The following is a 14,047-nucleotide window of genomic DNA, read 5'->3' as shown; positions in this document are numbered from 1 at the left end:
ATGGAACTGTCTTCTATGCGCGAACGCACCATCGCCAGTCATTTCGCCCGTGCAGCCCTCGGTGGTGCGCGCAGGCTGGGTGTCGACTATTCAAACCTGTTGTTGCAACTGGGGATCAGCCCCGAATTGCTTGACGAACCGCGTGCGCGAATCGCGCCTGAACAGTTCACCCGATTGATCCAGGGCCTGTGGCTGGCACTGGACGATGAATACCTGGGCTTCGGGCCGGTCCCGAGTAAAACCGGCAGTTTCGCGATGATGTGTCATGCGGTGATCCACTGCCGCAATCTGGAGAAAGCACTCCATCGCGGCTTATTGTTTTACAGCCTATTCCCTGACAGTCCACGTCTGACCCTGACCCGCGAAGACGAAATGATCCGCCTGAGCCTTGATGATTCGAAGTTCCGCGACCCGGACCATTTCCTCACCGAGAGCCAGCTATTGGTGTGGCACCGACTCGGCAGCTGGCTGATCGGCCAGCGCATCCGGCTGGAACAGGCGACGTTCAGTTACCCGAAACCCGAACACGGCGCCGAATACGATTTGCTGTTCTCTTGCCCTTTGCACTTTTCTACAGCACAGAGCAGCCTGCTGTTTCACAGTCGCTACTTGAGCATGCCTTTGTTACAGGACGAACGGACCCTCAAGCATTTCCTCGAACGCTCCCCCGCCGACCTGTTGTCGCGCCCCGATGACGGCGACAGTTTGAGCAGCCAGTTGCGTCGACTGCTCAGCCGCGACAGTGCACCCTGGCCGGACCTGGAAGCGGTGGCCGCTCACTTGCACATCAGCCCGCAGACGCTGCGTCGGCATCTGCGTGAAGAAGGGTCGAGTTTTCAGGGGTTGAAGGATCAACTGCGCCGGGACATTGCGATTTATCACCTGAGCCGCACCAATCTGCCGTTGCAACAGATTGCCGAGCAACTGGGGTTTTCAGAGCCTTCGGCGTTTCACCGGGCGTTCAAGAAATGGACCGGGTTAACGCCGGGTGCCTATCGCGCACAAGAGAACTGAATTAACGCCGATCGTTCCCACGCTCTGCGTGGGAACGATCGGTTTCGTGAGCAAATTCTGCGGATCAAGTTTATCCAGCGCTCGATTCACCGCCAGCCCTTCAAGCTATGGAATCAGGCGAGCTTCCGGCAGATAGCTGGCAGCCTCGGGTCTTTCTCTGTGTTTACCCCTTGATTGAAATTTCCTCCGTTTGCATGTCGCTGCTCAGCGAATGTCACCGGGTGGTTGGGGAATTGAGGATATTGGTTGTTGCGCCTGCCCGTGTGGTAAGTGACAAAGGCAGGAGGGAGATAGCCAGGCGCATAGCACCTACTTAGAAAACCGTGGTCACCTGGTTCTAACCTGAGCCCACCAACGGATATTCTCCATGCATCAGCCTCCTCGGCGGACAAAGGCGAGGAGTTGTTGAGAAGAAGGTAAACGTTCGAGGTGTAAACCACGTAAGACTTGGATTGTGGCTCCGGCGAGGAGTCAGTCACGGTGATGCGTGCAGATCCATTGGAAACACTCGAAACGACACCGGTGCTATCGACGGCAGCTATCGAAGGGGACGACGACGAATACCGATATGGAGGTGTACCGCCACTGGCGACTCGTTGCGCCGTGGAACCCGGAAAAGCAGCTTTGCGTATCCAGTCGAACGCGGTTGTTATGTAGTTCTTGCCATTCAGCAACATGTTGCTGACGTCAATTGTAAGCTCCGGCAGTCTTTCACCCACCACCAGCGCGATGGCGATTTTAGAGCTGGCAATGACCTTGCCGCCCCTGATCTGCTCGTAACCAACCCTCACAGAACTGTCAGGAATGACCTTGCTATTGGGAATGTCCCAGGAAAACAGCCCCGGCACTTGCGTGATCTGCCGTGTTTCTTCGTGGGTAGCGACCACACTGCCATTCACCATCGCGGTGAAACTCAGGCGGATCTCATCCCCCTCGTTCCAGATCGTATCGATGAGGTGGATCAAGGCCCACAACGGCCCGCCGTTCAGCTTGCGCAAATCGACGAGGGACGGGTCGTCATTGTTCTCGGACGGGATTTCCCGAAGGATCGCCGCTGAGAGATTGACACGGCCAAGGTGTACATCGATCTGCTTGGTTGACGATCGGCTGAAATTGCCCAACTGGTCAAACACAACGAAATCAAGCAGCAGGTTCGGGTTGTCACCCCCTTGCTGAAACGTGCCGGTGAACAGTGTCTTGGTCGCCGGCACCGAAGCGTCGGTGATCTCCCATTCAACCGATTCATCGCCTAACTGAAAGCGAATACGGTCATAGGCTCGCCGGTTGGAATAGGTGAACCCGAACTCCACACCTTGTGCCGCGCGGGCGGCATCGACCCCATCCTTGACCACATCGGGCGGGATCACCAGATCCAGACCATTTGGCGCTGGCTCACCCGGAGATCGCAGGTAATACAACACATTCAAATCCCGAGAGTCTTCGCTGCTCCCACCGGGACGGATGACCTTGTAATGCAGTCGGTTGACGCCGTTGCGCAACCGGCCGTGCGGCACGTATAGCCGGATACGCAGTTGTTCCTCTCCCGGCGCGACGGTCTTGCCCGTGACGGGAGTGGGATCGTCGTTGACATACAAGTCAACGCGATCATCAGCCGCCATTGTCCAGGAAAGAAGCTGAAGCTCGGTCCATGGATCCACCAGGCATTCCAGGCCCTGTGGCTGTCCATCGTAAAGGGATTTCGGAATCCCACCCTGCGCCAGATCGGCAGGTTTCAGCGGGGACACCCAGCCCTGGATGATCACTGGATACAGCACAAACAACTGATTCAACACTGATGACTGGATGTCCATCATCGTCTCCCGCAAGTGTGATAAGCCCCCGCCCCTCTCGGATGCGAAAACCATCACACGCCTAACCTGGAAGACTGGCTACTGTCAGATCTGACAGGTACGAACCTGTTTCCGACAGACGGTCATCGCTGTTACACGATTTGTCACCTGGGCCGGGCGGATTTGTCGTTGCAGCAGATTGCCGAGTAGTTGGGGTTTTCCGAACCTTCAACGTTTCATCGGGCGTTCAAGAAGTGGACCGGGTTGACGCCGGGCGCCTACCGCGAACAAGAGAACTGAAGTCCCACTGAGCATTCCCACGCTCCGCGTGGGAACGATCAGTGACAGGGGTCAAACCACCGGAAAGTGAATCCGGAACGCCGCCCCGCCCATGGGCGAATCCCCCAAGGTCAGCTTGGCGCTGTAGCTTTCGATGATGTCCTTGACCACCGCCAAGCCAATCCCCTGCCCCGGATGCTGGCGATCCAGTCGCTCTCCCCTTTGCAGAATCCGCGCACGCTGATCCGGCGGAACACCGGGCCCATCATCCTCAACGCACAGCTCAATCCCGCTCAAGCTCTCGCGCACGCTGATGCGCACTTCGCCGAGGCACAGGCGATAGGCGTTTTCCAGCAGGTTGCCCATCATTTCCAGCAAAGCCCCCTCCTCGATCGGCACATAACATTGCTCCGGCAAATCGAAGGCGACCCGCACGCGCTTGTCGCGGTAGACCTTGTCCAGGGTGTCGCAGAGACTTTGCAGCACCGGGCGCAGGCGCACCTGATGGCGCACCAGGCCGCTTTTGCGCAGGCTGGCGCGCTGCAATTGGTAGCTGATCTGCTGGCTCATGCGTTCGATCTGGGTTTGCAGCACCCAAGCCTGATCGCGATCTTCCGGGCGCTGGGCCATGTCTTCGCTGACGCCCTGCAACACCGTCAACGGGGTTTTCAGGCTGTGGGCCAGGTCGTCGAGGGAATCGCGATAGCGGCTGCGTTGTTCGCGCTCGCTGTGCAGCAAGCGGTTGAGGGAGCCGGTCAACCGCAGCAGTTCACGCGGGTGTTGCTCGCTGAGGCTTTCGCGGGTGCCGCTTTCGATCTCGTCCAGTTCCTGGCTCAGCCGGCGCAAAGCCTGCAAGCCCCAGGTCAGGCCGATCCACAGTAATGCGAGCAGCACCAGCAACGCGGCGCCGAAGCCCAGATAGAGGTTTTCCCGCAGGCCTTCGAGGGTGACTTCGTACTCACGCACCGGTTGCAGCGCGACGATGCTGAATGCCGCGCTCTTGCCGCCCAGCAGTTTGACCTCGACGTCATAGACGAAAAACTCCTGGCCATCGGCTTCGCTGATCCTTGCGAACTCGTTACCGCGTCCGTCGTAACGCGGTTTGTAATTGATGTGCTCTTCGCGGGTGCCCTTCGAGCGCCAGACCAGGTGACCTTCGCGGTCGTAGATGTAGCCGAGCAAACGGCTGTCGGTAAGGTTGAAGCGCTCATCGGGCAACTGCGCCGGCATCTGCAAATGATTGCCCTCCACCCGGGCAGCGGAGATCAGCGTGGTGACGTCCGACGCCAGGCGTTGCTCGATGGAATCCTGCAACGCCAGGCTGAACGCACCCTGCATCGCCGGCAGCAACGCCAGCATGAACAACACCGCCAGGATCGTGGCGGCGAGCATCAACCGGACACGAAGAGAACGAATCAAGTGCAGCGCTCATTGAACAGGTAGCCGAGGCCACGCACGGTATCGATCGGTTTGAAGCCGGCCGGGCCTTCGAGTTTGCGGCGCAGACGGCCGACCAACACTTCGATCACGTTCGGATCGCGCTCGTCGTCATCCGGGTAGAGCTGTTCCATCAAGCGGTCCTTGGCCACCACTTGCTGGTGATGCCGCATCAGGTACTCAAGAATCCGATACTCGTACGCGGTCAGCGCCAGCGGTTGTTCGTCGAGGGACGCCTGCTTGCGATTGAGGTCCAGCAGCAGCGGCCCTGCAACGATGGTCGACTGGGTGAAACCGCTGGAGCGGCGCAACAAGGCATTGAGCCGGGCATCGAGTTCTTCGAACTGGAACGGCTTGACCACGTAATCGTCAGCGCCGGCGGCGAGGCCTTCGACTTTGTCCTGCCAATTGCCGCGAGCGGTGAGGATCAGGATCGGAAAGGTCTTGCCCCGCGAGCGCAGCTGACGAATCAAGTCGAGCCCGCCCATGCCCGGCAGGCCGAGGTCGATCACCGCCAGGTCATGGTTGAACTGCTCGGTCTGGTACAGCGCCTCTTCGGCATTGGCCACGGACTCGACCACGTGGCCGCTGTCCGTCAGGCGGGTTTGCAGGTGATGGCGCAACAGCGCTTCATCTTCGACGACCAGCAGTTTCATAACGCTCTCCTACGCAAATCAACGTCTCCAAAAACAAACTTCAATGGCTGACAGGGCGACCTGTGGGAGCGAGCCTGCTCGCGATAGCGGTGGGTCAGCCAATATTGATGCTGAATGTACCGCCGTCATCGCGAGCAGGCTCGCTCCCACAGGTTGCGCGGCTTGACCGACTGGCCGCGAAACGCTTTTTAGAACGCGTAGTTCGCCGACAGGTAAGTCTGGGCGCTGCTGGTCAGGTCCAGCGAACCCTGTTTGCTGCCGCCGCGCTCGCTCATCTCGGTGCTGGCGTTGCTGCGCAGGTAACGGTAACCCAGTTCAACCGAGGTGTTTTGCGAAACCTGTTGCAGGACACCCATCTGGCCGCCGATGGCGTAACCGATGTCGCTGTCGCGGCTGAAGCCTGGGGAGTCCTGAGTCAGTTTGGTCAAACCGGCCGTGGCACCGCCGAACAGCTTGGTGCTGCCGCCCACCGGGTAGAACAGATCGTAGCTGCCAGGAGGTTTTCCTGACGCAGTTTAATGCCATTGTGCGAGCCCGAGACGTTGTCATAAGTGGCGTAGTAGCGGCCCTGGCTGTTTTGCTGGCCCAGACGCACACCCCAGGTGTTGTCCTTGCCGATCACGCCGTCAGCGTTCGGGTTGTTGAGGTTGTCATTCAGGGCGTGGGACTTTTTGACTTTGTCGCTGGTCTGTCCAAAAGTAAGGCTGGCGAAATTGTCGTCGGAGGCATGGGCAGCGACACTGGCGCCCAGGACGGTGAAAGCCAGAAGCAGTTTTTTGAAGCCAGTCATAGGGAGTTTCCTCATGCACTATTTGCTGTTTGGGTACGGGGCAAGGTTACTCACCCGGCCCTGAACTCCCCCTGAACGCACTCTGAACCTGAGCTGAATCAAATCGACTCGGCAGGTTTAACGACTTTGATCAGGAGATTCGACCATGCGTATGTTTCTCGCTTTCGTCTTGCTGGCCCTGAGCGGGCTCACCCAGGCGGCTATCAAGACTCAGGAAATCCCCTATCAGAGTGCCGACGGCACCAAGCTGATCGGCTACTACGCCTACGACGACGCCATTAAAGGCCAGCGCCCGGGCGTGGTGGTGGTGCACGAATGGTGGGGGCTCAACGACTACACCAAGCGCCGAGCCCGTGATCTGGCCGGCCTGGGTTACAGCGCGCTGGCCATCGACATGTATGGCGACGGCAAGAACACCGAACATCCCAAGGACGCCATGGCCTTCATGCAAGCCGCGTTGAAAGACAGTGCGGCGTCCAGCGCTCGCTTCCAGGCCGGGCTCGACCTGTTGAAGAAACAGCCGCAAACGGATCCGAACAAACTCGCCGCTATCGGTTATTGCTTCGGCGGCGGCGTGGTGCTGAATGCGGCACGTCAGGGTTTGCCGCTGGCGGGTGTGGTGAGTTTTCACGGCGCGCTGGCGACCAAGACGCCCGCTACACCCGGCAGCGTGAAAGCGAAGATCCTGGTCGAGCATGGCGCTCTGGACAGCATGATCACCGCGGATAACGTTGCGGCGTTCAAGGCCGAGATGGACAAGGCCGGTGCCGACTATCAATTTGTCAGCCTTGAAGGTGCCAAGCATGGGTTCAGCAATCCTGATGCGGATCGCCTGAGCCATGGCGATCATGCCGGGCCGGACATTGGGTATAACAAAGCAGCGGATGAAAAATCCTGGGCGGACATGCAGGCGTTTTTCAAGAAGATATTTGGCTGACACGATGATCGTTCCCACGGTCCCCGTGGGAATGCAGCCCGGGACGCTCCGCGTCCCATTGGAACGCGGAGCGTCCCTTGAGGCATTCCCACGCGGAGCGTGGGAACGATCCGCGTGGGGCTACCCAGCCTGAAGGCAACCCGGCAAAATGCTCGACATGAATCGCGCCCCCGCCCTCCCCGTCTGCTGCACTCCACTCGATGCCCATTGGCCGCTGCCATTTGTGCTGCCCGATACGGTGCTGTTGAGTACTCACTTCGATACGTCGCAACTGGCCAGCGATGACTTTCAACGCAGCGCCATCGAGCCGCCGGCCAGCATCCAGCGCTCGGTGGCCAAACGGCAGGCGGAGTTTCTTGCCGGACGGGTCTGTGCCCGGGCCGCATTGCAGCAGCTGGAAGGACTGAGCTTCATCCCGGCCATTGGCGAAGATCGTGCGCCGGTATGGCCAAGCCATATCAGCGGCTCGATCACCCACAGCACCGGCCGGGCCGCGGCAATCGTTGCGAAGAAAACCGATTGGCGCGGATTGGGAATGGACCTGGAAAACCTGCTCAACCCTGAACGGGCCGAACGCCTGGCCGGGGAAATCCTTACCTCGCCTGAGCTGCAGCGCATGGCCGCCGGCCCCCGGGATCAGCTGGCGATGCTGGTGACCCTGACGTTCTCGGTGAAGGAGAGCCTGTTCAAGGCGCTCTACCCGATCGTTCAGCAGCGCTTCTATTTCGAACACGCTGAAGTGCTGGAGTGGAGCGAGAGCGGTGAGGTGCGGTTGCGGTTACTGACGGATTTGTCCAGTGAATGGCGCAATGGCACCGAGCTGGATGCGCAGTTCGGGGTGATGGATGGGCAGCTGTTGAGTCTGGTCAGCATCAAGGCCTGAGGCTTTTGGTGTTAATAAGGACGCCATCCCAGACAACAACCCTCTCACCGCTTCTCCTGATTCCTCGGCCAGCTCAAACTGAAACACGCCCCGCCCAGGCTTTTGCTCTTGCTGATCAATGCACGCCCGCCATGCCAGTGGACGATTCGCCGCACGATGGACAAACCCAACCCATGCCCGCCGGAGGCACGGGTGCGACTGTCATCGAGGCGCAGGAACGGGGTGAAGATTTTCTCCCAGGCCGTTTCCGGTACGCCCGGCCCGTCATCCTCGACATCCACCCGACAGCGCTGTTGTCCCACCTGATAACTGACGGTCACTTTCGACGAAGCGTGGCGCATGGCGTTGCTCACCAGGTTTTGCAACGCCCGGTGCAGGTAGCGCGGCTCGGCCTCGACCCAGGCGTCGTCGCAATCAGCCGCCGACAGGCACAAACCGCGCTGCACCGTGACCTCAGCCCGTAGCGGCGCCAGCTCCTCGATCACCTGATTAACCAAGGCATCCAGATCGACCCGCTGGAAATTCAACGCCGGCGAGCCCTGCTCCAGCCGCGCATAAGTCAGCATCTCATCCACCAGCTTGTCGAGGTCCTCGATGTCGTGGTCCATGCCTTCGCGGTACTTTTCCAACGCTTGCGGCGTGGTGGCCGAACCGATCATCTCCAGGCCAAAACGCAAGCGCGCCACCGGCGTGCGCAATTCGTGAGACACCGCGCGCACCAGTTCACGCTGAATCGCCAGCAACTGCTGCAAGTGCTCGGCCATCCCGTTGAACGCCGAGGCCAGCCGCCCCACGGAGTCGGCGCCGCGTGCCGGCACGCGGGTTTCCAGGCTGCCCTTGGCGATGCGCGTGGCGGCCGCTTCGAGGCCACGCAAACGACGCTCCAATTGACGCACCAACAAATAGACGATCAAACCGATCAGGCTCAGGCCCAGGGCAGCGATCAGCACCAGCCACTCCGGCGGATAAGGGTTCATCTGATACAGCGGGCCGATTTCCAGCACCCACGGCGTGCCGACCATGCCGGCAAACACCCGGATCGAATCGCCGCCCTTGCCCAGGGCCATCACCGTGTCACCTTCGGACACGCGACGACTCTGGTCCTCGTCCATGTCCGCCTGCTCGACCTTGACCAGTCGCAAGTCGAAACCAAACCCTTTGTCGTGCTTCAACTGCGCCAGGCGTTCAGGTTGCTCGGCCACCGGGTAACGCACCAGTTCGTCGGCCAGCAGGTAAATAGTCGCCCGGGCCAGTTGCTCGCTGATCTGCTGCACCTCGCCCGTCAGCACCCGTTGTTCCTTGTCGCTGACCAACCGGTAAACCTTTGCCGCATGCGGGCCGGTCTGTTCCACCAGCGCCTGGCCGCGCAGCACGCGGGTGCGCTGCGTCAGGTCGAGGTCGGTCTGGGCAAAGGTTTTCAGCGCCAACGGAATCCCCAGCAAGCGCTCCCACACCAGCAAGGCCCGATGGCGTTCTGTCTCGTTCATCGGTTGCAGGTTGTCGGCCATCAGCGAAAACGTGCCGTGGGCCAGGCGTTCGCGGTACTGCTCGCTGCGCACCTGATTGAGCAGGTGCAAGGCCAGCACACCGAGCACCGCGACCAGAATCAACGCCGCGCACATGCCGCCATAGATGCGCAGGAAGATCGAGTTCACAGCGTGCACGCTTCCGGAACGAACAGATAACCTTTGCTGCGGATGGTCTTGATCAGCCGCGGATGTTCCGGGTCGTCGCCAATTTTCGGGCGGATGCGCGAGATGCGCACATCGATGGAACGGTCCTGGCCGTCATAGCCGATGCCGCGTAGCGCAGTGAAGATTTCCTCCCGGGACAAAATGCGCCCGGCGTTGGCGACCAGCAGCCACAACAGGTCGAACTCGGCGCTGGTCAGTTCGATGCCTTTGTCATGCAGCCAGGCTTCACGCAGCGCGTTGTCCACTACCAGCGGACCGAACTGCAGGCGCCGTTGTTTTTCCGCAGGCACTTCAGGGGGTTCACTGCGTCGCAACAGCGCTTGGATGCGCGCCAGCAGCAGACGCGGGCGAACCGGTTTGCACACGTAATCGTCCGCGCCCAGGTCCAGGCCCAGAATCTGGTCGGTGTCGTCGGTACGGGCGGTGAGCATCAGGATCGGGCCGTCATACTTGTCGCGAACCTTGCGGCAAATGCTGAGGCCGTCTTCGCCAGGAAGCATCAAATCGAGGATCACCAGGTCCGGCTGCTCTTTGATGATACGGCCCGCAGCGACAGCGCCATTGCCCTCGATCGACACGCGCAGGCCATTGGCTTCCAGGTAATCGCGGGTCAGTTCGGCCAGACGCTGGTCGTCCTCGACAATCAATATCTGCCAGGCTTCTTGCTCCACGTGTGACCTCTATTTGCCAGTAACGTTAATAAGGAAGGATCCGCCCGTCTTTTTGTAATGATTGGGGAGGATAAGAATGCAGATGCATAGGCCGATTGTATAAACGTCGCTCGCCGAGAACACAAGCCGGCAAATGCGTTCGGACCAGCCGGTTTTTTGTGATAGGGTTCGCGCCCTTAAAAATCCGAATGACTGTTTTTAATCATTGGAAATCGATGAAAAACGGTCCGCGCAAGCTAAGTCGCGGCCTACACGCCTGTTCCCACTTTCACACACAATTTACGCACAGGTTTATCCACAGGTAGTACGTTGCAACACCCTCCAAAACGCATTATCTTGTACCCCGGCGCAAAAAAACCCCTACATGTAGGGTTTTACGCCAAAAACCAAACACAAACCGGATACCGATTTCAAGCGCTTTTATTGCCTCTTTCCGGTTGAACCAAACGTATTTTCGAGAGACCAAACCGCGCGTGCGGGTGGCTACTGTTTTTGAGCCGAAAACGGCGATAACGGTACGGGTGTTGCAGTCATTTACTGTCGCCCAAAAGGATCCCGGTTTCAGGCTCAAGGCCTGAGACCAAAGACTTCGGCATGGAAGCGGCGCCCAATAGCCCCCTTCCTGATCTGTCCCGAAGTTGGTATGCCCGGCCCCGCCGGTTGTAGTGCTTCAGGACGGAACGGTGGGCACCGTGATGGTGCCCAAACAAACATAGAGAATGTGGAGACAACCCCCCATGCAAACCGACACAACTCGCGAGAACCCGCAGGGCACCTTGCCGCAGGCCGCAGATTCGACTTCGGATCTGTCCGCCACCGCGCCTGGCCAGCTGCGCGTGATCAAGCGTAACGGCACTGTCGTTCCTTACACCGATGACAAGATCACCGTCGCCATCACCAAAGCGTTTCTCGCAGTTGAGGGCGGCACCGCTGCCGCTTCGTCGCGAATCCACGACACCGTTGCCCGCCTGACCGAACAAGTCACCGCGACCTTCAAGCGTCGCATGCCTTCGGGCGGCACCATCCACATCGAAGAAATCCAGGACCAGGTCGAACTGGCCCTGATGCGTGCCGGCGAGCAGAAAGTCGCTCGTGACTACGTGATCTACCGTGACGGTCGTTCGAAAGAACGCGCCGCCCACGCGCCGGTCGAGGAAGCGGTCAACGCTCACCCGTCGATCCGCATCACCCGCGCCGATGGCACCTTTGCTCCTCTGGACATGGGCCGCCTGAACACCATCGTCACCGAAGCGTGCGAAGGCCTGGAAGAAGTCGACGGCGACCTGATCCAGCGCGAAACCCTGAAAAACCTGTACGACGGCGTGGCCCTGACCGACGTCAACACCGCGCTGGTGATGACCGCCCGTACGCTGGTCGAGCGTGAGCCGAACTACTCGTTCGTGACTGCTCGCCTGCTGATGGACACCCTGCGTGCCGAAGGCCTGAGCTTCCTGGAAGTCGCCGAGAGCGCGACCCACCACGAAATGGTCGACCTGTACGCCAAGGCCCTGCCTTCGTACATCGCCAAGGGTATCGAATTCGAATTGCTGAACCCGATCCTGGCCACTTTCGACCTGGAAAAACTCGGCAAGGCAATCAACCACGAACGCGATCAGCAGTTCACGTACCTGGGCCTGCAAACCCTGTACGACCGTTACTTCATCCACAAGGACGGTATCCGCTTCGAGCTGCCGCAGATCTTCTTCATGCGCGTGGCCATGGGCCTGGCGATCGAAGAGAAGAACAAGGAAGACCGTGCGATCGAGTTCTACAACCTGTTGTCGTCCTTCGACTACATGTCCTCGACTCCAACCCTGTTCAACGCCGGCACCCTGCGTCCACAGCTGTCCAGCTGCTACCTGACCACCGTGCCGGATGACCTGTCGGGTATCTACCACGCGATCCACGACAACGCCATGTTGTCGAAATTTGCGGGCGGCCTGGGCAACGACTGGACGCCGGTTCGTGCACTGGGTTCGTACATCAAGGGCACCAACGGCAAATCCCAGGGCGTCGTTCCGTTCCTGAAAGTGGTGAACGACACCGCCGTTGCCGTCAACCAGGGTGGCAAGCGCAAAGGCGCGGTCTGTGCCTACCTGGAAACCTGGCACATGGACATCGAAGAGTTCATCGAGCTGCGCAAGAACACCGGTGATGATCGTCGTCGTACCCACGACATGAATACCGCTAACTGGATCCCTGACCTGTTCATGAAGCGCGTCTTCGATGACGGCCCGTGGACCCTGTTCTCGCCATCCGAAGTGCCGGACCTGCACGACCTGACCGGCAAGGCCTTCGAAGAGCGTTACGAGTACTACGAAGCACTGTCCCAGTACCCGGGCAAGATCAAGCTGTTCAAGACCATCCAGGCCAAAGACTTGTGGCGCAAGATGCTGTCCATGCTGTTTGAAACCGGCCACCCATGGCTGACCTTCAAAGACCCGTGCAACCTGCGCAGCCCGCAGCAGCACGTGGGCGTGGTCCACAGCTCGAACCTGTGCACCGAGATCACCTTGAACACCAACAAGGACGAGATCGCTGTTTGCAACCTGGGCTCGATCAACCTGCCGAACCACATCGTCAACGGCAAGCTGGACACCGCCAAGCTGGAACGTACCGTGAACACCGCCGTTCGCATGCTCGATAACGTTATCGACATCAACTACTACTCGGTGCCACAAGCGAAGAATTCCAACTTCAAGCACCGTCCGGTCGGCCTGGGCATCATGGGCTTCCAGGACGCTTTGTACCTGCAGCACATTCCTTACGGTTCCGACGCTGCCGTCGAGTTCGCCGACAAGTCGATGGAAGCGGTCAGCTACTACGCGATCCAGGCTTCCTGCGACCTGGCCGACGAGCGCGGCGCCTACGAGACGTTCCAGGGTTCGCTGTGGTCCAAGGGCATCCTGCCGCTGGATTCGCAACAGATCCTGATCGAGCAACGTGGCCAGAAGTACATCGACGTTGACCTGAACGAATCCCTGGACTGGGCACCGGTTCGCGCCCGTGTACAAAAAGGCATTCGTAACTCCAACATCATGGCCATCGCACCGACCGCGACCATCGCCAACATCACTGGCGTATCGCAGTCGATCGAACCGACCTACCAGAACCTCTACGTGAAATCGAACCTGTCGGGCGAATTCACCGTGATCAACCCGTACCTGGTTCGCGACCTGAAAGCTCGCGGTCTGTGGGACTCGGTCATGATCAACGACCTGAAGTACTACGACGGTTCGGTGCAACAGATCGAGCGCATCCCGCAAGAACTCAAAGAGCTCTACGCGACCGCGTTCGAAGTGGACACCAAGTGGATCGTTGACGCGGCCAGCCGTCGTCAGAAGTGGATCGACCAGGCTCAATCGTTGAACCTGTACATCGCCGGCGCTTCGGGCAAGAAGCTGGACGTGACCTACCGCATGGCTTGGTACCGTGGTCTGAAAACCACTTACTACCTCCGTGCCCTGGCCGCGACCAGCACCGAGAAGTCGACCATCAACACCGGCAAGCTGAACGCTGTTTCCAGCGGCGGCAACCACGGTGAAGATTCGGTCCTGGCAGCGCCTGCCGGCCCTGCTCCAGTGCCGAAGGCTTGCGCCATCGACGAGCCGGATTGCGAAGCTTGCCAATAAGCTGAGCTGGTAGGCGTCGCAGGGCGCTTACTCGAAACCCCCGATCAGTCCTCTGGATTGTCGGGGGTTTTCTTTTGCCCTCAAGAATGTGGCGGCTGGTCTGACGCCATCGCGGGCAAGCCACGCTCCCACCAGGATTTGTGTTGTTCACGACGATTACGGACGACACAAAACCCTGTGGGAGCGGGCTCGCCCGCGAAGGGGCCGTCACTGACAAAGCAAAACCCGGCACCCGAGACAAATCCCGACCACAAAAAAGCCCCT

At 59.6% G+C, this 14,047-nt stretch carries 9 protein-coding genes and 2 pseudogenes; 5 read left to right on the top strand and 6 right to left on the bottom strand.

Annotated elements, in window-relative coordinates:
• Nucleotides 1-15: 15 nt before the first annotated feature.
• The gene (locus FQ185_RS10725) at nt 16-1,014 is read left to right on the top strand and encodes an AraC family transcriptional regulator (protein WP_149417407.1); all 999 of its coding nucleotides are present in this window, start codon (nt 16-18) and stop codon (nt 1,012-1,014) included.
• A 113-nt stretch (nt 1,015-1,127) separates the two neighbouring features.
• On the opposite strand, the gene FQ185_RS10720 is transcribed toward FQ185_RS10725, so the two are convergent.
• Entirely contained in the window at nt 1,128-2,825 is a 1,698-nt protein-coding gene (locus FQ185_RS10720; protein WP_149417406.1) for an Ig-like domain-containing protein, read from the bottom strand.
• A 126-nt stretch (nt 2,826-2,951) separates the two neighbouring features.
• On the opposite strand from FQ185_RS10720, the pseudogene FQ185_RS10715 reads away from it, so the two are divergent.
• Nucleotides 2,952-3,104: pseudogene (locus FQ185_RS10715) on the top strand (helix-turn-helix domain-containing protein); the annotation flags it as partial.
• 51 nt (nt 3,105-3,155) lie between these two features.
• On the opposite strand, the gene FQ185_RS10710 reads toward FQ185_RS10715, so the two are convergent.
• The 3 genes and pseudogenes from FQ185_RS10710 to FQ185_RS10700 form a co-directional block, all read right to left on the bottom strand.
• Complete coding sequence (locus FQ185_RS10710) at nt 3,156-4,502, bottom strand: ATP-binding protein (RefSeq protein ID WP_149417405.1); 1,347 nt, start codon at nt 4,500-4,502, stop codon at nt 3,156-3,158.
• Nucleotides 4,499-5,176 carry a response regulator gene (locus tag FQ185_RS10705; protein WP_008029360.1) on the bottom strand — a complete coding sequence of 226 codons (678 nt, stop codon included), beginning with the start codon at nt 5,174-5,176 and terminating at the stop codon, nt 4,499-4,501. The genes FQ185_RS10710 and FQ185_RS10705 overlap by 4 nt, the downstream gene beginning before the upstream one ends.
• A gap of 188 nt (nt 5,177-5,364) precedes the next feature.
• Nucleotides 5,365-5,966 (bottom strand): annotated as a pseudogene (locus FQ185_RS10700) (hypothetical protein).
• A gap of 145 nt (nt 5,967-6,111) precedes the next feature.
• Between FQ185_RS10700 and FQ185_RS10695 the strand changes: the two are divergent.
• Complete coding sequence (locus FQ185_RS10695; protein ID WP_149417404.1) at nt 6,112-6,903, top strand: dienelactone hydrolase family protein; 792 nt, start codon at nt 6,112-6,114, stop codon at nt 6,901-6,903.
• Nucleotides 6,904-7,060: 157 nt separating this feature from the next.
• Nucleotides 7,061-7,786: a 4'-phosphopantetheinyl transferase gene (locus FQ185_RS10690; protein ID WP_218575888.1), complete on the top strand. Its 726-nt coding sequence runs from the start codon at nt 7,061-7,063 to the stop codon at nt 7,784-7,786.
• Between the two features lie 44 nt (nt 7,787-7,830).
• Here FQ185_RS10690 and FQ185_RS10685 read toward each other — a convergent pair whose 3' ends face one another.
• Nucleotides 7,831-9,441 (bottom strand): ATP-binding protein, encoded by a 1,611-nt coding sequence (locus tag FQ185_RS10685; RefSeq protein ID WP_149417402.1) that lies wholly within the window; start codon nt 9,439-9,441, stop codon nt 7,831-7,833.
• Complete coding sequence (locus FQ185_RS10680; protein ID WP_149417401.1) at nt 9,438-10,151, bottom strand: response regulator; 714 nt, start codon at nt 10,149-10,151, stop codon at nt 9,438-9,440. Before FQ185_RS10680 ends, FQ185_RS10685 begins: the two co-directional genes overlap by 4 nt.
• Before the next feature lie 737 nt (nt 10,152-10,888).
• On the opposite strand from FQ185_RS10680, the gene FQ185_RS10675 reads away from it, so the two are divergent.
• Complete coding sequence (locus tag FQ185_RS10675) at nt 10,889-13,783, top strand: ribonucleoside-diphosphate reductase subunit alpha (protein ID WP_149417400.1); 2,895 nt, start codon at nt 10,889-10,891, stop codon at nt 13,781-13,783.
• The last annotated feature ends 264 nt before the right edge of the window (nt 13,784-14,047 follow it).

It is taken from the genome of Pseudomonas sp. ANT_H12B (assembly GCF_008369325.1).
Taxonomy (GTDB): Bacteria; Pseudomonadota; Gammaproteobacteria; order Pseudomonadales; family Pseudomonadaceae; genus Aquipseudomonas.
The sequence above is the reverse complement of the archived record's forward strand: the minus strand, read 5'-3'. Positions and strand labels throughout refer to the sequence as shown.

Excerpts from the sequence above, each read along its gene's own strand:
- FQ185_RS10725 (WP_149417407.1), top strand. The coding sequence starts at position 16 with ATGCGCGAACGCACCATCGCCAGTCATTTCGCCCGTGCAGCCCTCGGT.
- FQ185_RS10720 (WP_149417406.1), bottom strand. The coding sequence starts at position 2,825 with ATGGACATCCAGTCATCAGTGTTGAATCAGTTGTTTGTGCTGTATCCA.
- FQ185_RS10705 (WP_008029360.1), bottom strand. The coding sequence starts at position 5,176 with ATGAAACTGCTGGTCGTCGAAGATGAAGCGCTGTTGCGCCATCACCTG.
- FQ185_RS10695 (WP_149417404.1), top strand. The coding sequence starts at position 6,112 with ATGCGTATGTTTCTCGCTTTCGTCTTGCTGGCCCTGAGCGGGCTCACC.
- FQ185_RS10690 (WP_218575888.1), top strand. The coding sequence starts at position 7,061 with ATGAATCGCGCCCCCGCCCTCCCCGTCTGCTGCACTCCACTCGATGCC.
- FQ185_RS10675 (WP_149417400.1), top strand. The coding sequence starts at position 10,889 with ATGCAAACCGACACAACTCGCGAGAACCCGCAGGGCACCTTGCCGCAG.